The organism is Paeniglutamicibacter psychrophenolicus (genome assembly GCF_017876575.1).
GTDB classification, from domain to species: domain Bacteria; phylum Actinomycetota; class Actinomycetes; order Actinomycetales; family Micrococcaceae; genus Paeniglutamicibacter; species Paeniglutamicibacter psychrophenolicus.
Genome location: NZ_JAGIOE010000001.1, coordinates 2,936,515 through 2,955,099, shown reverse-complemented (window position 1 = coordinate 2,955,099; position 18,585 = coordinate 2,936,515). Strand labels below are relative to the sequence as shown.

Genomic DNA, 18,585 nt, shown 5'->3' with positions numbered 1-18,585 from the left:
CTTGAACTCTAACCGGAATCAGGAAAATTGGAACCCTGCATGGTGCTTCAGCCGTTCCGCGCATGGGGGGCAGCACCCGGCTTGCGGTCCAGGGCAACGAGACCGCAAGCCGGGTGCGCGTGCATGCATGAAGTGGAACGCTTCGCCGGACAAATGCAGCGGCCACGCCGGGCCACCGAAACCATGGTGGCCAGCCATGCCTGGGTTTGCGCGGTCGGGACCTTCCATGGGTCGCCGGAGGTGCAGTACGGCGCAGTAGCGTCGATCGGCTCAGGCCGGTTGCCGTGGCCGCCACACGCCGAAGCGGTTGCCCTGCGGGTCGAGGAGGTGGGCGAACTCAATGGTTCCGTTGTCAACGAACGGGACGGCGACACTCGCGCCAAGTGACTCGGCCCTGGCGATTGCTGCTTTAACGTCGTCGACCTGAACATAGAAAATCGCCCAGGAGTTCCCGCCCATCGCGTTGGTGTCCCACAGGCCACCCCTGTCCTTGTCCACCATCCGGTAGCCGAGCGGCGAGGGCCCGCCAATGCTCCAGTCGAAGAGCGAGCCGTAGAAGGCCTGGGTGGCATCCGGGTCGGGCGAGCCGATCTCAAAATAGTTCACGATGTCTGGCATCGAATTTCCTTCCGCCATTGGAAACCAACGTAGCGGGCCAGCCGTGCGGCATGGTCAATCGATGCAGGCAACATCAATCGCAGGGAGTTTACACCCGGGGGAACCTCCTCCGCCATGGGAATCCGGATGGATCCGGCCAGGGGATTTCGCCGATTTCCCGGGAATCAACCCTGGAAGTACAGCTCGGTGTGCAGCTTGCATCCCGGGTTGAACGACGCGGCGCAAACCGGGCATGAGTCGGTGCCGAGGTACTCGGTGATCGCCAGCAGGTGTCCGCAGACCCCGCAAAGCACGGCCGGCTCGTCGCGGGAATCCAGCGGCCACTGCTTCGCGACGTGGTCGGCTGCCTGGGCGTGGCAGAGATGGCACGGGTAGAACTCGCCGCAGCACGCGAACTTGATCGCAATCACGTCCAGCGGGCTTCGATAGTGGACGCAGCGCGTCTGGCCATCGACGACCGGACCCAGGACGTTGGGCCGGTCCGGGCTCATCGCACGCCCCTGGCGGTGAGCGCGTCCCCCAGCTCGTCCGCGTGCTTGAGCGCCACGATGAGGAACGGGACCACGAAGGTGCGCGGGTTGTTCCGTGCCCCGCGCGCCCACTGCGCATCGCGCACCTCGGATGCCCTGCGGCCAAGCACCGGGATGGTGCTGATGGTCACCGTGAGCAGCAACGCGATCCGCTGCGGGTCCAGGCCCAGCCGCTCCAGGGGGCGCAACCCGGCCTCGATGGCATCCAGCAGCGCCGTCACCCGCGTGGTGAGCGCGAGCAGTGCGGCGAGCGCGATCGCGGCGGTGACCCTGGCGGCGTTGGCGACAGCGGGCTCCGGGCCCATGAAGATCAGCTGGCTCACGACGGTGACCACGATGACCCAGCGGATGGCGAACACCTGGCGGCCCAGTTCCTTGATTCCGTGCAGCCCGGGGCCGAGGCCGGCAACCGCGTAGCCCAGGATGCCCACCGCCGCGGCGAGGCCGGCCGAAAACCAGTGCGATGGCAGCAGCGACACAAGGAGCACCACCGACAGGACCAGCAGCAGCTTCGGGCCGGCGGGCATGCGATGCAGCCAACCGGAGCCCGGCTTGTAGAGCGTCAGCATGCCAGCACCGCCTCGTACCTGGCGATGATCTCATCCGGTTCCCCGAGGGCAACCAAGCGTCCGCCGGCGAAAAGCACTGCCTGGTCGCAGCGCGCTGCCAGCGCGAGATCGTGGGTGACGAGCACCAGCCGGTGGCCGGTGTCCTCGAAGAGGTGGTCGGCGACGCGCCGGGCGTTGCGCGCGTCGAGGTAGGCGGTCGGTTCGTCCGCGATCACCAGTTCCGGGTTGCGCACGAACGCGCCGCACAGCGCGAGCATCTGCTTCTGCCCGCCGGAGAGGTCGTGGGACGGGCGCTCGGCCAGTTCGGTGAGGCCGAACCGCTCCATCGCCGCGGACACCCGTTCCTCGAGCTCGGCCGGACGGAGCCGGTCCGCGCGCAGCGAGAAGGCGACGTCCTCGGCGACCGTCGGCATGATGATCTGCGCGTCCGGGTTGCTGAAGACGATGGCGATGCGGCGGCGCAGCTCCGCGGCCCGGCGGGCCGGGTCGATCCCCAGGATGCCCATCTCGCCGGAGGTCCGGGGGAGCAGGCCGCCGATCAACCGGGCGAACGTGGATTTGCCCGAGCCGTTCTCCCCGATGACGGCCACGGTGCGTGCATCGAGATCCAGGGAGACATCCTGCAGGACGTCCGTGTCCCCGAGGCGCACCCCGACACCCTTGAGGTGGATTCCGCTGATGCTCATCGGACCACCTCCAGCACCGCGGCGATCCCCATGCCGCCGCCGATCGACGCTGCGGCAATGCCACGGGTCCCGGCCGGGGCCCCGGCGCGCACGAGGCGGCTGAAGAGCCGCACCACGGCGACCGCGCCGCTGGCGCCCCACGGGTGGCCAAGCGCCAGGGCGCCGCCGTCGGCGGTCAACCGCGGGTCGTCCTCCGCGAGCCCGATCCGGTCGAGCACCGCCAGGCTTTGGGCGGCGAACGCCTCCACGATTTCCAGCGCATCGATGTCGGCAAGGTCCAATCCGGCCGATTCCAGGACCGCCTGGATGGCACCGGCGGCACCGATGCCCGGAAGTGCCGGGTCGCAGCCGACCACTGCGGAGGCACGGATCGCGAGGCCCGGCGCAAGTCCGGCCGGCGCGAGCACCAGGGCGGCGGCGCCATCCCCGATCCTCGTGGACGTGCCGGCGGTGAGCGTGCCGGAGGGGAAGAGCGCTGGCAACCGGGGGAGCAGGCGCTCGGCGCCGCCGATCGCATCGTCGTGCCGGAGCCCTGCCAACGGCACCAGCTCGGCATCGAAGCGGCCGGCATCCCGTGCCGCCCGGGCGCGGGCGTGGCTGCGTGCGGCATGGGCGTCCTGCCGGGCGCGCGAAATGCCGTCGCGCGCGGCGAGGTCCTCGGCCGCCTGGAGCATTCCCGGGTCGCTGAAGCCCGCCGGGGCGAATGGTGCCCGGTCGTAGGCCACGCCGGCCACCGAGCGCACCGGGGCCGTCGAGGCGCTTTCCACACCTCCTGCCACACGCATCCGCCGGTCACCGGCACGGATCGCTGCCGCGGCGTCGAGCACGGCAGCCAGTCCGCTGCCGCATTGCCGATCGACGGTGGCGCCGGGAACCTCGTGGCCCAGACCGGCCGCCAGCGCGGCGATGCGGCCGGGGTTTCCGCCCGGTCCCATGCAGTTCCCGAGGATCACATCGGCCACCGTGACCGGCGCGCCGGTCACCGCTTCGGCGTCTTTCAGGGCCGCCCGGATCACCGGGGACGCCAGCTCCTCGACGCGCAGGCGCGCCAGGGCACGGCCGCGGGTTCCGATCGGGGTGCGCCGGGCTGCGATGATGACGGGATCGTTGTCAGCTTGCAAGGGACTGCACCTCCCCGGCGAGGACCAGGCGCAGGGCTTCGGCACGTGCGGGCTTGCCCGACGCGGTCAGCGGGATCCGGCCGGTGAACCAGCGCCGAGGGCGGTGCGCCGTTCCCAGCCGCGCCGCGGCAAGCTGCCGGACATCAACCGGTGCGTCGCCATCCAGTTCCAGCAACGCCGAGACCAGGGCGCCGACGGGACCGCGCGGCAGCCCGAACACGAGCGCGTCGCGGACGCCCGGGATCGAGCGCAGCACCGCTTCGACTTCCTCCGGCACGATCGTGGCCGAGGCGCTGAGGATCGCGTCGTCTGCCCGTCCCAGCAGGCGCAGCCGGCCGTCGATAAGTTCCGCGCGGTCCCCGACCGTTGCCCACTGCCCGTCCCGGCGCAGCGGTCCGGGCGCACCCGCATAGCCGGAGGCGATGAAGGGCGAGCGCACCCACAACTCGCCATCGCGGATTTGAAGCTCGACCCCGGGGAAGGCACGCAGCCCGTCGCCCTTGTCGCAGGCCACGAAGGACAGCTCGGCCGCACCGTAGTAGGCGGTCACCCGGATGCCCGCGGCTTCGGCACGCTCGCGGAGCGCCGGGTCGAGGTGGGAACCGCCGACCAGCGCCGCACGCAGCCGCGGCGGCGCGCCGCCGTCGAGCACGGCCCGAAGCGCCTGCGGGGTGCCGTGCAAGGCATCGGATTCCGGGGTGGGGCGCAGCAACGGCCGAGGACCGCCCGAGAGCGCGTGGGCGAGCGAAAACAGGGTGAGCGAGGAAGACGGCGGCGCCGGAAGCGACACGTTCTGCCCGCTTCCGGCGCCCAGGAATCCACTGACGGCAGCGAACGAGGCCGCCCACGATTCCGCGCTGCGCAACACGATCCGCGGCGCACCGCTGCTGCCGGAGGTGAGCGTCGCCCAGGCGGTTCCCTCGGGAAGTTCCGCCTTTGCGGCGGCCGCGGCCATGGCGTCCCGGTGCGCCGGCGTCCACCTGGGATCCGTGACCAGCGGAACGTTTCCCGCTTCGCGGATCCGCCTCAGGTCCTCGAGCAGGCCCGGAGCCCCGCCGTCGACCGGGATGATCACTTGGCCGGCTCCGGCACCGGGGTCTTCTTCGTGGCCCACACCCGGTTGAAGGCGCGCGGGTAGGCCCGGACCAGCGTCATCACGATGAGAGCCGCGGTCACCGCCTTGATCAGGTCACCGGGAATGAAGGCCAGGCTCAATACAGCGGTCTCGCCCAGCGGGAGGCGCGTGACCATGCTCTGCACGGGGACCCCCACGGCGTAGATCACCAGGATGCCGCCGACCAGCATGCCGACCAGGGTCCGCCACAGCACCGGCTTGCGCCCCCCTGCGTGCACGACCAGCCCGATGACGAAGGCGCCGAGAATCCAGCCGACGAGGTAGCCCGCCGACGGCCCGAAGAACACTCCGATGCCGCCGCGGCCGCCTGCCAGCAGGGGCAGGCCGATCGCGACAAGTGCCATCAGCACCGTCATCGAGAGGGCGCCAAGCCATGGCCCGAGAATGGCTCCCGCGATCATCACGCCAAGGGTCTGGAGGGTGATGGAAACGCCACCCGCGACAGCAAACCCGCCCGGCATGCCCATCACGGCGACAATCGCCGCAAAGATGGCGACCCGCGCGAGGCTGGTGGCATCGAGACGCCGTTTGGCCGGGCGATTTGAGGGGAGACTGTGCTTGGTCATGGGAAGGATCTTTCTAGGTTTCAATCCTGGACGGGAGCCCACTTGAACACTGTCCAATTGAACGGTGTTCAGAGGTTGGTGTTTACTATAGTTTCGCCATGGCGAAAGCCACAATGGCCGAGGTAACACTCCGACGCCGCAGCCCTGCGGGCTTTCGGTCAATACGGCCCGGCCGCCCCCGCGATGCGCCCCCTTTGCCGGCAAGGCCAGTGATCCGGTGCTGGACCGGCAGGCTCGGGCCAAAACCCCAAAACCAGGCTCCAACCTCGTGAAACATCGGCGAACGAGGCCCTTTCAACCGCACCGGTGGTGCAATGTGGCAGCCGGCAGGCGGGGGAGCGCTACTACATATTGCGGGCCCGGGGAAGACCAAAGGTTGGTGCACGGTGATGCGCCACCCAGGACGAACCTCCGCGGTCGTGGCAATGCCCCACGCAGCCTTCGCGGTTGGCCAGCAATGCCCGTACCCGGCGAAGTTGATCCACGGAAAGTGGGGGAACCGGCGGGTCGGACCGTCTGCACTACGGGGAACTTGTTGCAGTGATCCCACCCCAGCCGGACCGAAGCGTCGAATCCGGCCGAATTTGGGATCGGTTCGACGCCTTGCGCCCCGGCCGTGTCCATTTGCCATGTCGAGGAACGGCCCACGTGGTGTCCAACCCAAGCCGTCCGCTCCCAATACCGGCTCCGTGGGGTAGGCCGGGATGGCGGTCTTCCGCGGCGGATCGTGTCCTATGCCGATTCCCAGACGGCCAGGACCCGGCGCAGCCGCGGGTCGTTGTCCGGGCGCATGTCCACCAGCGCCGCCTGCCGGATGCGGAACTTGTCCCCGGGCCGCAAGCGCGTATCGGCATGGGTGACGTGCGGGCGGTAATTCGGACCATTGTGCTGCGCGCCGGGCAGGTGCACCTGCGGCCCCAAGGCCTCCAGTGCGGCGAGATGCAGACGCTGCAGGGCGGGCTCCGGATCCACCAGGGAAACCGGCACTGACGCGTTGCGGCCGAACTGTGCGTCCGGGCCGATCAGCACGCCAAAGCCCAGCAACACCGGCAGCGCGACATCCAGCCGGGCGCGTACGACGTCGACGGTATCCCGGGAGTCGAAACGCGCCAAGGTGATGTGCAGCGGCCAGCTGGTCCGGGGAAAGACCAGGCCTGCCGGCACGGGGACCACAAAGGCCACGAGAACAAATGCACCCATGCTTCAGGATACGACCTCGGCCCCCGGCCCGAGGGAGGTCATGATCCGACGCGAGGGATCATGGCCGCCGGGCATGCAAGCCATGGCGCGCACCGTGCAGGACGGTTCGCGGGCGGCGGGATCTCCCCGCTGCATATTGACCATCCAGCCGGTTCATCGGTGGCCGTCACGCTGACGGAGCCGGTGCGGAACACTCGGGCACCACCGGGGCGTTGTTGTTAGGCTCGTGCATGGTGAACGTCCTCGTACAGGGGTGCCGTGTTCGAGGACGCACCAATGGTTCCGGGAAGCTTTTTGGTCAGCAAGGAATGATAAAACGGTGCAGGTGAAAATCCATGGCTGATGGTCGGTGCGGGAGTAAAGAATTGGTGAATTGGTGAAGTTGTCCAAGAACGGTCTGCGTGCAGCCAGTTGCGGACTGGCTCTCGTTCTCGTAGTGGCCGGGTGCACGGCAGTGGGGCCGAGGGACGACGCAGGAGCCTTCGGCTCACAATCGCAGAAAACCCAAGACATCGTGGTGTTGGCCGACCCTGTACCTGGCTTCGGCCGGATCGGCGGCGACGCCGAGGACATGGCCCTGAAATCCAGCCAGGCGTTCTTCGAAAAGGCACCCGCCGTCGTCGTGCTGGGCAAAGACGGCGCGCAGGAAACCGCCGCCGGTCGAGCCCGCGAACTAGGTGTCCCGCTGCTCGTCGCACCCGAGGGCGCGCCGGAGGAAACGTCTTCGGATCAGCAGGCCTTCGCCTCCGAGGTGGAACGTTTGGGTGCGCGCACCCTCATTGCGTACGGATCCTTGTCCGCTTCGTTGGCGGGCGGCCTGGAAATCGTCGATGGGTCGGCACCTGACGCCGACTTGCCTGAAATCGAACCCGCCGAGGGCGCCACCGAGTCCGGCTTCGCCGTCGTCGTGCGCGAGGGGGAGAAGGCGGGGGATGCGGCAGGTCCCGCCCTTGCCACGGCCCAGGCGGCCGGTGCGGACCTCCACACCATGGAATCGGGTGACCCGAGGGCTGCGAAGAACCAGGAATTCTTCCAGAACCACGCGGAGTCGGACCTGTATGCGATAGGAAACGGGTTCGGGAAAACCAAGGATTTCTCGGCCCTGGCGGCAACGGCTGCCGCAGGAAAGCAGCTCCCGGGCGGCGGGCAGATCGTGTTCCCGGACCGACGCATGGTCGCGCTGTACGGGACGCCGGGGACGGCTTCCCTGGGATTGCTCGGCGAACAGGACGTCGACGGGGCGATCAAGCGCGCCAAGAAGTACGCGGCGAAGTACCAGCCCCATAGCAAGGAAGAGGTCCAGCCTGCCTTCGAAATCATAGCGACCGTTGCCTCGGCGTCCGCCGGCAAGGACGGCAAGTACTCCAGCTACGTTCCCGTGGAGCGACTCGAGCCCTGGGTGAAGGCGGCGCAGAAGGCGGGGGTGTACGTGGTGCTTGACCTGCAGCCGGGCCTCAACGACTTCCTGACCCAGGCCAAGCACTACGAACGATTGCTGACCTACCCCAACGTCGGCATCGCCTATGACCCCGAGTGGAGGCTCAAGCCCGGCCAGCGGCACCTGGCCCAGATCGGTTCCGTGGATGCCGCCGAGCTCAACCGCGCCAACGATTGGTTGGCCGAGCTGACGCGCAAGCACAAACTGCCGCAGAAGATCGTCATCCTGCATCAGTTCACGCAGAGCATGATCCGCGACCGTTCGACCCTGGACACATCGCACCCCGAGCTGGCGCTGGTCGTGCACGCCGACGGCAACGGGACACCGGGGATGAAGATGGCCACGTGGAAGAACTTGCGCCGCGACCTGCCCGACGGCATCTGGATGGGGTGGAAGAACTTCATCGACGAGGACTCGCCGACGTTCACCCCGAAAAAGACTTTTGACATCGACCCGAAGCCGTGGTTCGTCTCCTACCAGTGAATGACCCGTGTGTGGATGTGGGGCTTCCGCCGACACCTTCACACACGGGATCGACACGGTGGTGGCTACCTTCGAGGACGACTCCGTGCACGGGGATCGGATTTCCTCGGAGTGGGCCTAACTAATACGGCAACGCCACGGCAAGGGTTCGCCGTCCCGGCACGGCCTAGTTGGGTCTGTTTCTTCAGCCCCTTCTTCAGATTTCCCGGACCGTGAATCGAGTTTCCGTTACGGAAACGCTCGGCGGAGCGGTGCCGGTTCCATGCCTCGTTGGCGACTATCCGTTGAAAGTGGGCTTGGTCTTGAACGAGGCCGGGATCGGCGTTTTCATAGCGTCGTGGTCCAACACCGATGGCCTCAACGGCCGAGACCATGGTGGCTCCGACACAAGCGGCTCCACCCTTTGCCGTTCGGGGGGATCAGGAATGTTGTGTGTCAGGACAACGTCAAAGAACTTGCCGACAACTATCACCACCCAACCGCTGGCAGTTTGGGCTTGTCGGCGGCGCTTAGGCCCATTGCTGTCGGGCCGCTGGCGTTGATTGATAGGATCCTGGACATGTCCAAGCCGCGAGCCGCCATGCTTCGTTCCCGTTCCAAAGACGACTTTGACGTCTTGTTCCGAATCGCTGACGATCTTGCCACATGGGAGGAACGGAGCGCGGCATCGCCTGCGCCGCTGACTAGGGAAGCCTTCAAGAATCGGCTGGAGCAGGGCGATGCTGATGACACAGGCAAGAACGTGCGTTTCGTGATCGATGTGGACGGTGCCGCCGTCGGCAGTGTTTCGCTTTTCGATTTCGACGAGCTCGCCCGCCACGCGGAAGTCGGTATCGCCTTGGTTCCCGAAGCTCGTGGACAAGGCATCGGGAGCGCAGCCATCTCACAAATCGTTGAGTTTGCCTTCGTGCGCTGCAACCTGCGTCGAGTCCACCTGCAAGTGATCGAGTCCAACCTTGGCGCGATCCGTGCGTATGAGAAGGCGGGATTCGTGGTCGAGGGTCGTCAGCGCCAGCACGCCTGGGTTCGCGGAAAGTACGAGGATATCGTCATCATGGGAATACTTCGCCCGGCGTAGGATTTCACGGCCCGGGAGAAGGTGGCTTGCCGCGGGACTGAGCGTCGCCGTGCGGAACTTCACCGAAGCGCAACCGAGCCGCGACGGGCAGGACCCTGTAAAGAAAGCCCGACGCCACTGGATCGGGGGCAGGTAGAGCACCAACGGCAAGGGTTCACCGTCCCGGCACCGCCTTATCGGGTCAGTTTCTTCAGGCCCTTCTTCGGCGGCACCCGCACCGGCTCGGGCCACCGGGGGCCCAGGGCGTCGCCCAGCGTGGTGCCCCGGAGTTTGCGCCCGAACATGGGCAGCACCCACTCGGTGACCCAGACATGGTGTTCCCGGGCCCGCTGCCGAACGCCACGCGGTGCCTTCCGCTTGTCCCGATGCGTGATGCCGTGCGGCACCTCGAGGACATCCAGGACCCGCGCGGCCATGTACTTGTGCCCGGCCTTGGACATATGCAGCCGATCGGGCCCCCACATGCGGGTATTCGCATAGGCGGCAAAGGTGGCGTAATCCACCAGGACGGCACCGTACTTCGCGGCGATGAGCCGGACGCCGTCGTTGTAGGCATGGTTCTTGCGGCGCAAGGGCCCCAAGATCGGCGAAACCTCCACGTCGTAACCGGTAAAAAGTATCAGCGTTGCACCCGTCTGCGCCAGCCGGCCGACCAAGAATTCATACTCGGCCAGAATGTCAGCGACCTTCGTCCCAAGGTCCATGACGTCGTTGCCGCCGGCGTACAGCGTGATGAGCGTTGGCTCCATGGCGATGGCGGGCTCCAACTGTTCCGCGATGATGTGCCGTAGCCGCTTGCTGCGGATGGCGAGGTTCGCATATTCCCAGCCCGGAGAATCGCTCGCGAGACCCTCGGCCACTCTGTCGGACCAGCCCCGGACGCCGTTGGGACGCTGCTTGCTGATATCCCCGACTCCCTCCGTGAAGGAATCACCCAGGGCAACGTAGCGGCCCGGTTCCTGATCAAGCATGTGAAGCTACCCGGCGGCCCGTGACGCCGTTGCCTTCGGTTGCGGCAACGGAGCCTCAACCGAAGGCAACAGGAACCGCAAATCCGCATCGTTCTCACGATGTCTTTGCGCCACCGCGAGCGCATGCCCGGAGACTTGGAAGCCTGCGCCGGTACCCGAAATTCTCTTTTTCATCTTCACAGGGCAAGCCGAAGCCGCGGGTGCTCGGCAATGGCCTCGGTGTAGAGGTTCATCAGCTGCTCGCAAACAACGTGCCAGCTGCGGCCTTGGACTTGCTGGAAGGCTGCGGCTGCAAAGGCCGCACGTTTGGCGTCGTCACCGATGAGATCCATGGCGTAGTCACGCAACTGGGCCAGGTTGCCCGGTGCGTAGAGCCAGCCCGTGCGGGAGGAATCCACCAGATCCACCGGGCCGCCGCGGCCGGTGGCAACGACAGGGACCCCTGAGGCCATGGCTTCCTGGATGGTTTGGCAAAAGGTCTCGAGTTCTCCCGGATGCACGAACAGGTCAAATGAGGCCATGGCGGCGGCCAGCTCGTCACCGGCAAGGAAGCCCGTGAAGTAGGCCTTCGGAAGAAGTGACTCGAGCATCTCCCGCTGCGGTCCATCGCCTACGACAACCAGCCGGGTGCCGGGGATCTCGGCCAAGGCAGCCAGATCCTCCACCTGCTTTTCGAGGGCCAGACGCCCCACATAGCCAATGATCTTTTGCCCTTCGGGCGCCACCGTGTCACGAAACCCTGCGCTGCGTTTGCCGGGGTGGAAGCGTTGGGTATCCACGCCGCGGCGCCACAACTCCATCCTGGGGATGCCGTGGCCCTGAAGTTTTTGCAGTGAGTCGCTCGAGGGAACGAGCGTTTTCGTCGCTGCACAGTGGATCTGCTTCACACGCTGCCAGGCCCAATTTTCCAGGAATGGCATGCCGTATCGGGCCGCATATCCGGGAACGTCGGTTTGGTAGACGGCGACGGAGGGAATATCCAGGGCCGCTGCGGCCCGGACGGCACGCCAGCCCAGAACAAAGGGGGATGCCAAGTGGACGACGTCGGGCTTGAATTCAGCCAGCAGGGACTTCACCCGCGCCACCCCGCCAATGGCAACCCGGATGTTCCGGTAACCGGCGAGGGGAACGGCCGGAAGCCGCCTGATAGCTGCGCCTTCCACCGTAGGCGGCGCGTTCTCCAGCGTCGATGGGGCGATGACCAAGACCTGGTCCCCGCGCGCATCCAAATGCTGCAAGATTTTCAGCAGCGAATGGGTAACCCCGTTCATCTCGGGAAGGAACGATTCAGCAATTATGGCAACCTTCACGCCTCAACCATGAGCGTTGAAGGTTGCCACCGGGCGCAGCTTCAGGAAAGCCGCGGTGAAAAGTAGGTGAACGGCTGCGCCTGGAGCTACGTAAACTCCGATACCCGGATCCAAGCCACACCACCACCACCTGTTCTGCGCAAACGCCCAGTTCAAGGGCCCCCGGATTGGCTCCGCTTTCGCAAAAGACACCCCACGACTTGGGGGAAACACTGATACGCAATCAACCCCCAGTACAAGTCCGACGGCACGCCTTCATCTATTCAGACTGATGGGCCATCCCGATTACGTAGCCTCTGTTGAGTCAGGTGGGAGACGTGTGTCGATCGCATTCAGCCAGCATGCAGTACCAAGCGCAACATATGGGACTCAAAAAGATGGCAACCGGCGACGACACCACCGAGAATTTGCGAATACCTTCACGTGGCAACGGGTTTCGCGAATGCCTGGCCTTCTCACGCCAGCTGGTTCGGTTGGTATGTCGCCATCAGCACTCCCGTGGCGGTGGGGGTGCAGGCGACCAGCCTCATCCGGTGCGCCTCATCGTCCGGACCGAACAGGCGGTGGCCGGAGCCGAGCACGAGCGGGTGAATCATGAGAAGCAGCTCGTCGACGAGACCGTGCGGGAGCAGGGAACGGATCAGTTGACCGCTGCCCATGATTACCAGGTTGCCACCGGGCTGCTCACGTAGCGCAGCCACCTTAGCGGGAATGTCGCCGCTCAGCAGCGTGGAGTTCGGCCAGGGGAGTTCGGCGTCGGGGGTGGAGGAGGCGACGTATTTCCTTGTCTGGTTTAGGCCGTCTTTGAAGGGTCCGCCGACCCGGTTCCAGTGGGTGAGCATGTCGTCGTAGCTGCGTCGGCCAAAAAGCCAGGAGAAGTCTTGACCCATCCGCTCGCCCATGGCGGCACGCATCGCCGGGTCGTTGTCCTGTTCGGCCCAGCCGCCGTGCCGGAAACCGTCACGGGTATCTTCGTCGGCTCGCCCCGGACTTTGCAGAACTCCGTCGAGACTGACGTGATTCACGACCAGAACACGCATGGGGACTCCTTAGATAAATTGACTCAACAGTGCGACATTGACACGTTGCGCTGATCGGTGACGTTTTGCCGGGGGCTTTGGGATGGGCCGAGGAAGTCCGCGAACTCGCTGGCCAACTTCCCGGGGGATACTTTCGGGGGAGTGGTGGAGCAGGCGACTGGGAACCCGTTGTGTGAAGTCGGATATTTGTGCCTGGCCAGAAGCTCGTGTGTAGCGCACAGGTGCATGATGGTGGCTCTAATTCCGGAAGCCCACGAGTCGGACACGACCTGGACGCGATGGTCACTAATCTCGCGTCGACAGGGCATCCTTGGCATGGTGAGTCTGAACGGTTGGGTCGCCAAGCCCGTAACTTCGGAATCAACGTCCAGCAGGAACAGTTGGTCTCGTTCGCACCAAGAGTCAAACCCGACCTGGTGCTGATTCGTCGCCCACGACGAACCCGCAAACTTGTGTTGGCCAGTGGAGACGGTGACGTTGTGGATTGGGGGGCCATCTTCGAACGGAATCTTCGAGGAATCTGACTCTCGGCCGCTGGTTGTGGCGGAGGAAAATTGCTCCCTGTAGATCAGGGAGCCGGCAGGATCCTTGGGCCCGGCTTCTACGTCGGACGCCAACAGTGCGCGTCCCATGGCACCCAGTGTAAAAGAAAAACACCCAGATGCTGCGGGTGTAGTGAGAGTGCCTCACCTGTAATGAGACAGGACAACTGTCCTTTTTCGTTTAAAGTGAGGCAAATGGGCCCGGGTTTCCGCGGTTGCCTCAGATGTAATGAGATGGAAATCGGGGTTTGTCTCATTACACCTGAGGCATTTGGGAGGATGTCTGGTTTTTGGGCACCGCGGTGTCTTTCCCTGTGCCGTTTGGGGCCGGATCCGCGGGTTCAGGTGTCCCAGTTTCGTTCCATCCAGCTGCGGAGGGGATCGTGGGCCCCGGCGGGCCGCCAGCCTTCGGCCATGCTGGTGCTGACGCGGTCCAGGAAGGCCTCGGGGTGCTCCGAGTGCGCAATCTTGGCCCAGTAGGGGCTGGCCAGGGCCGCGGTTAGTTCCACGATGGCGGGATAGAGCGACGCGGCAACCAGTGCTTGCTGGCTTGCCCTGTGGGACCCGCTGCTGGCGAGAACGTCATAGAAGCCGGCTGTGTGGGTGAAGTGGTGGAATTGGTCGTACCACTGCCAGTTGATGGTTCTTGAGGTTTCAAAGGCCTTGCGGGTGCGGGTGTGCCCCTGGCGTTGGATGATATTTTTGTGGTGGTGCCAGGCGGCGGGTATTTCCGGGCAGGCACCGATCGATAGCTGGTCTTCCGGGGTGGCAGTTCCTTCGCCGATCCAGAGACCGTGCTTGGGACAGATGGCGTGTTGATGGGTCGTGTAGATTTCCACGAAACTGCCCGCATCGTGTGCCAAGGCGCAGCGGTGGCAGGCAAGTCCGTGGACGCGGTGGGCCCGGCGGCCGGCAAAGTGCCTCGGGTTGATCAGGCCATGTTGCTGCAACCCGAGCTGCGGCATGGCGTAGTCGAGGGAAACAAGTGGTTGGTCGCACCAAAGCGAGATCGTCTCGATCCAGGACCCGGGGATCTTCTGCAGGGCCTTCCTCAGCTCGCCCGGACGCACCGCGTTGGCGTCTTCCAGTCGGCGCAGAAACGACTTGGTGGTTTCATCCGGAAACAAGCGGATCCTGATGGGAAGCGGCCGTATGCCCAGAGGATGAAGGGTAGCCGGGGCCGGCATGGTGGGGTTCATGGCCTGGCCGCACCGTGGATGTGTGATTCGGCTGCATGGTCGATGGTGGTGGCCTCCATCAGTGCCCGGTCGATGCGCTCCTTTCCGGTCAGGATGGCGCTGATGGCGGCTTGCCGTACGAGGTGCGAGAGGCTGCTGATCCCTCCGCTGGTGCGGTAATGCAGGTATTTGGCCTCGCGCGTCAGGGTGCCGGGCGCGTGCCGGTGCAGGCGCAGCGCGGCTTCCAGGGTGGCGACCAGCGATTGCCATTCCTCGCCGTAGGGGAAGGGTCCGGTGGTGGTGAGGATCGAGCGGGCAGAGATCTGGCGTCCGCGAAGCCCCGCAAAGAGACCCGAGTTTTCCACGTTGATCCCGGCATAGATGAAGGTTGCCGGCATGTGTTCGGTGAAGTATTTCAGGTGGTCGGACATGTCTTCCCCGGCGCTGGTGGCCAGGTTCAGGTTGTGGATCTCATCGACGATGACCAGGTCGGTGCGTGCCGCGGTCAGGACCTGGCAGACCGCTTCGGTGATGTCGGTGACGTTGTGGCGTGGGCGTTGGGGCAGGCCCAGGAAGTTGGCGAATTCGCTGGCCAGCTTGCGGGGGGATCCCTTGGGCGGGGTGGTGATGTAAACGACCGGGATACGGTTCTGGTCCGGGTATCTCAGGTTGATCCGCAGCTCATGGGTCCTTCCGAGTTGCTTGATGGCCGTGGTTTTCCCCGAGGCCCACGGACCCGAGACGATCATTCCCCGCCGGGCACTGATTTCGCGTTGGTTGAGCATGGTCAGCAGCCGGCCCTGGTGGATGATGTTGCGGACCGTGGAGGTTTGGATGACGCCGAGATCGGAGTGGTAGCTGATCCGGTTTTCGTCATAGAGTTCGCGTCGGGCCACCGGCAATGCCTTGAACTGGCGCTCGGGCAGGAGCTCGAAGGCGTGTGGTTCGTCCTCCACGAAACTGCGCCAGCCCTCGAGGGTCGTCGTTGGTGCACGGCTGTCGGTGGGGAGGTTGTTGATTACCACCATCGTTCCGCCTCGGCCCTGGCGTCATAGATTTTCAAGGGAACGATCTTCGCGAGTTCAGCGTCGGACAAATCATTCTCTGGAGCTGTCTTGTCCATGGGCGGTGTTGGTTTTTCGGCCTCTGGCGGTGCCCAGTCGTGCTTGCTGGTGGCCTTGTTTCTGGCCACGGTTCGCCGGTCCTGCGCCGATGGCTTCCTGGCCCGTGGAGAAGGCTCCGCTGCCCGTGCCAGCAGCCCGTCCACGGCCGCCTTGATGGCCTCCTCCGATGCCCTGTTCCCGGTGCGGGTGGCAACGATTTGGCGGCCGCGTTCCCAGACATCCTCACCAAAGGGTTGGGGCGATGCATGGAGCTGGCGCCAATAGGCGGTGATCCACCCGCCGTCGTGGTGGTTGCGGACCCAGATCCTGCCCACGTCGTAGGGGTCCCAGCGTATTTCCCACCGGTCCTTTAAGGCATTGATCCCGGATCCTTGCCCGCGGTAGGGATTCAGCTCCGTGCTGTCATAGACGCGATGCCTGATCTTGACGCCGTAGCTGTTGATCACCCGCGCTTCGGCGGGCATCAACTCGATGTAGTCATCCGGTCCCAACGGAACCGGGACGTATCCGCTCACCGAGACCAGCGCCGCATATTTTTCATTGGGCGTGAACACCCGCTGCGGGCTGAGCGGGTCGCGCAGTCCCTCGTGCGGGCGGTTCTGCCACGCGGTGACGACCCATTCATCCAGAAGATCCTGCATCTCCACCAGGGAATAGACCGCCTGGGCCTCGGCATTCTTGCCGCGCCGTTCCACCGAGGAGCCCAGGTAGCCGGTGACATATTGGCAGAACAAGGTCCCCACGGATTGGAGGGTGCGCTCAATAACGGGCTTGTCCGTGGGCGTATCGGGGTGCGCCGGTTGAATGCTGATCCCCAAGGACCGGCACGCTGTTTTGAAGGTGTTCGAAAGGTAGGCCTTGCCGTGGTCGCAGACAATGGTTTCGGGCGTGATCACGGGCTTGTCGGCCGCGCCCTCAAGCCGCTCATCGATGCTCCTCATCGACCGATAGGGAAGGGCCGAGGCAGCCATCGAGATCGCTTCGGGCCAACCCGGACGCATCATCTCCGGGGTCAAGCACCTGGCCAGGAGCAACGCCGCATCAACCGCCTTGGTCGTGGGTTGGACGACGGCTGCGCAGATGGTGCGGGTCGCAACATCCACCAAGGCGGTCAGCTCAACCCGTCCGATGATCCCGTCGTCAAGTTCGATGGCAACATCCAGGGGAGTCGAATCGATCTGCATCAACTCCCCGGGACGCACGGGATAGACGCTGCCAAAGGGGGTCTCAGGTTGCTGGGCCAGGGTTCTTCGGGTCCGGGCCGACCCGGTGGCATGCCTGCCCTGGGCAAGCTTCTTCACCAGTCGATGAAAGGTGGCCCGGGAAGGAACGGGCACCACGCCAACCCCATGTTCTTCCTCCAGTTGATGGCGAACCTGGTGGATCAGGCGGTCCAACGTTCCGGAGGATTCGTGGATGTTCCTCTCCAACATCGTTTGGAGGGCCTCGACGACCCGTGGGTCTGTTTGCCCGCTCAGGGGCGTTGCCCTGCTCAGTCGTTGATCCGTGAGCCCGATGATGCCTTCGCGCTCATAGGCAATGCGAAGCCGCTGGAAGGTGCTGAAACTGATGTCTTCACCCAACAGCTTCAACTCGGCGCATTTGCTCTTTTCCCGCTGCCGCAAGGAGTGCACGGTGACGCTGTATTCGCTCCGAGGCGGGCGCTCGGCGTCCTCATTAAGGGCAACGCCATCCAGCACCTCGGTGATGTGTCCTTCAAGCCACCGGGCACGATCCCGGACGGCGGGCGGCAGGGAATCAAAGAGCGGCGATGATCCGGTGAACCGTCGGCGGACCTTTGGCTGGTCAAGGATCTTGAAGCTTGGATCGGCGTAAAGCGCGCCGATCTTGATCATCGCCGGCGCCGAGCCTGGCGCCGAGAGAACCACCGCACCACCGTCAAAGGCATTCACCTGGAACCTGGTGCCGTGCAGTTCGATGTCCTGGCCAATGCTCAACGCCCCGGGTATTGGCTTCATGGCGTCCCGCCTGCCCAAACCTCGCTGTCCAGGTGCAACCGGTGAAAATCCAAGTCAACCTTGACTTCTTGGCACCACATCAGGTGGAAAATCGTGGGAAGCACGAGCACCGGATCACCCAATCTTTGGGCTGTATCCCTGATGGTGGAAGGCCCATCATGGTTCAAGCGCCGCAATGCCGCGTTGGCCGTTTCCTGGTTGCGGCACCGTGGATGCCGATATCCAGCAATCCAGTGGCGGTTGGCACGCCCCACGCAGGGAAGGTCTCCCAGGCGGCGGTAGTCCCATCCCACCGTCGCGCAGAGGTTTGCAGTGGCATCAAAAACGAGCTGGTCTTCGGCCTTGACCCTGGCGTCTGGTCGGACATCGATCACAAGGCAGGTGCCGTCGGCTCGGCGGACAAAGTAGTCGGGAACGTGCCAGGTTTGGGGGAGTGGCTTCGGAAGCTTGATCCTGAAGGGCTGGGAGGCAATGCCCGTGACTTTGGCATCAAGATCCAGGCGTATCAGGTGGTCGCGTTCCAGCCAGGACTCGAAGCCGACATGCCGGTTGGTGGAGGCGCACCACCAGAGGCCGGAGAAATTGCGTTGTCCCTTGTACGCGGCAACGCGGCGAACCGGCGGGGAGTTCTCGAAGTCGGTTGCCCAGCAGTGCGCCAGAAGGTCGCTGGTCGTGGCGGAGGAAAATTGCTCCCTGAAGATCAGGGAACCTGCAGGATCCTTGGGCCCGGCTTCCACGTCGGACGCCAACAGCGCGCGTCCCATGGCACCCAGTGTAAGCCGAGAACGCCCGAATGCTTCGGGTGTAGTGAGACAAAAGCGGCGGATGCTTCGGGTGTAGTGAGACAGAAGCATGTTTGCCTCGGGTGTAGTGAGACAAAACCAGCGGATGCTTCGGATGTAGTGAGACAAAATCACCTAATGCTTCGGGTGTAGTGAGATTGCCTCACCTGTAATGAGACAGGACAACAACATTCGGGGCCCAGTTCACTCGCTGGGGAGTGCCCCCTAAAGCCAA

The 18,585-nt window shown here is 64.8% G+C and carries 17 protein-coding genes; 2 read left to right on the top strand and 15 right to left on the bottom strand.

From position 1 onward, the window contains the following. Positions 1 to 270 precede the first annotated feature (270 nt). From JOF46_RS13385 to JOF46_RS13350, 8 genes are all read right to left on the bottom strand, one after another. A complete protein-coding gene (locus JOF46_RS13385) occupies positions 271 to 618 on the bottom strand; it encodes a VOC family protein (protein ID WP_209907852.1) in 348 nt (115 codons plus the stop codon). Between the two features lie 164 nt (positions 619 to 782). Next, complete coding sequence (locus tag JOF46_RS13380) at positions 783 to 1,109, bottom strand: CHY zinc finger protein (RefSeq protein ID WP_209907850.1); 327 nt, start codon at positions 1,107 to 1,109, stop codon at positions 783 to 785. Continuing rightward, entirely contained in the window at positions 1,106 to 1,717 is a 612-nt protein-coding gene (locus tag JOF46_RS13375; protein WP_209907848.1) for a CbiQ family ECF transporter T component, read from the bottom strand. The genes JOF46_RS13380 and JOF46_RS13375 overlap by 4 nt, the downstream gene beginning before the upstream one ends. Beyond that, on the bottom strand, positions 1,711 to 2,403 hold the full coding sequence (locus JOF46_RS13370; protein ID WP_209907846.1) for an energy-coupling factor ABC transporter ATP-binding protein: 693 nt from the start codon (positions 2,401 to 2,403) through the stop codon (positions 1,711 to 1,713). Before JOF46_RS13370 ends, JOF46_RS13375 begins: the two co-directional genes overlap by 7 nt. After that, a complete protein-coding gene (locus JOF46_RS13365; RefSeq protein WP_209907844.1) occupies positions 2,400 to 3,524 on the bottom strand; it encodes a thiolase family protein in 1,125 nt (374 codons plus the stop codon). The genes JOF46_RS13370 and JOF46_RS13365 overlap by 4 nt, the downstream gene beginning before the upstream one ends. Beyond that, positions 3,514 to 4,638 carry a class I adenylate-forming enzyme family protein gene (locus tag JOF46_RS13360; RefSeq protein WP_342592446.1) on the bottom strand — a complete coding sequence of 375 codons (1,125 nt, stop codon included), beginning with the start codon at positions 4,636 to 4,638 and terminating at the stop codon, positions 3,514 to 3,516. Before JOF46_RS13360 ends, JOF46_RS13365 begins: the two co-directional genes overlap by 11 nt. Continuing rightward, the gene (locus tag JOF46_RS13355; protein WP_209907842.1) at positions 4,596 to 5,225 is read right to left on the bottom strand and encodes a biotin transporter BioY; all 630 of its coding nucleotides are present in this window, start codon (positions 5,223 to 5,225) and stop codon (positions 4,596 to 4,598) included. Before JOF46_RS13355 ends, JOF46_RS13360 begins: the two co-directional genes overlap by 43 nt. A gap of 732 nt (positions 5,226 to 5,957) precedes the next feature. After that, positions 5,958 to 6,425: a 2'-5' RNA ligase family protein gene (locus JOF46_RS13350; RefSeq protein ID WP_209907840.1), complete on the bottom strand. Its 468-nt coding sequence runs from the start codon at positions 6,423 to 6,425 to the stop codon at positions 5,958 to 5,960. A gap of 520 nt (positions 6,426 to 6,945) precedes the next feature. Here JOF46_RS13350 and JOF46_RS13345 point away from each other — a divergent pair. After that, positions 6,946 to 8,346, top strand: a complete 1,401-nt coding sequence (locus tag JOF46_RS13345; protein WP_209907838.1) for a hypothetical protein — start codon at positions 6,946 to 6,948, stop codon at positions 8,344 to 8,346. A 430-nt stretch (positions 8,347 to 8,776) separates the two neighbouring features. Further along, complete coding sequence (locus tag JOF46_RS13340; protein WP_209907836.1) at positions 8,777 to 9,424, top strand: GNAT family N-acetyltransferase; 648 nt, start codon at positions 8,777 to 8,779, stop codon at positions 9,422 to 9,424. 173 nt (positions 9,425 to 9,597) lie between these two features. Here JOF46_RS13340 and JOF46_RS13335 read toward each other — a convergent pair whose 3' ends face one another. From JOF46_RS13335 to JOF46_RS13305, 7 genes are all read right to left on the bottom strand, one after another. Further along, positions 9,598 to 10,395, bottom strand: coding sequence for an SGNH/GDSL hydrolase family protein (locus JOF46_RS13335; RefSeq protein WP_209907834.1), 798 nt, complete (start codon positions 10,393 to 10,395; stop codon positions 9,598 to 9,600). A gap of 176 nt (positions 10,396 to 10,571) precedes the next feature. Then, positions 10,572 to 11,705 carry a glycosyltransferase family 4 protein gene (locus JOF46_RS13330; protein WP_209907832.1) on the bottom strand — a complete coding sequence of 378 codons (1,134 nt, stop codon included), beginning with the start codon at positions 11,703 to 11,705 and terminating at the stop codon, positions 10,572 to 10,574. A 455-nt stretch (positions 11,706 to 12,160) separates the two neighbouring features. Then, positions 12,161 to 12,745 (bottom strand): dihydrofolate reductase family protein, encoded by a 585-nt coding sequence (locus JOF46_RS13325; protein WP_209907831.1) that lies wholly within the window; start codon positions 12,743 to 12,745, stop codon positions 12,161 to 12,163. 883 nt (positions 12,746 to 13,628) lie between these two features. Next, on the bottom strand, positions 13,629 to 14,414 hold the full coding sequence (locus JOF46_RS13320) for a hypothetical protein (RefSeq protein ID WP_209907829.1): 786 nt from the start codon (positions 14,412 to 14,414) through the stop codon (positions 13,629 to 13,631). Positions 14,415 to 14,482: 68 nt separating this feature from the next. Continuing rightward, entirely contained in the window at positions 14,483 to 15,493 is a 1,011-nt protein-coding gene (locus JOF46_RS13315) for a TniB family NTP-binding protein (protein WP_209907827.1), read from the bottom strand. Beyond that, positions 15,484 to 17,568, bottom strand: coding sequence for a Mu transposase C-terminal domain-containing protein (locus tag JOF46_RS13310; RefSeq protein ID WP_209907825.1), 2,085 nt, complete (start codon positions 17,566 to 17,568; stop codon positions 15,484 to 15,486). Before JOF46_RS13310 ends, JOF46_RS13315 begins: the two co-directional genes overlap by 10 nt. Further along, entirely contained in the window at positions 17,565 to 18,485 is a 921-nt protein-coding gene (locus JOF46_RS13305) for a TnsA-like heteromeric transposase endonuclease subunit (protein WP_209907823.1), read from the bottom strand. Before JOF46_RS13305 ends, JOF46_RS13310 begins: the two co-directional genes overlap by 4 nt. Positions 18,486 to 18,585 lie beyond the last annotated feature (100 nt).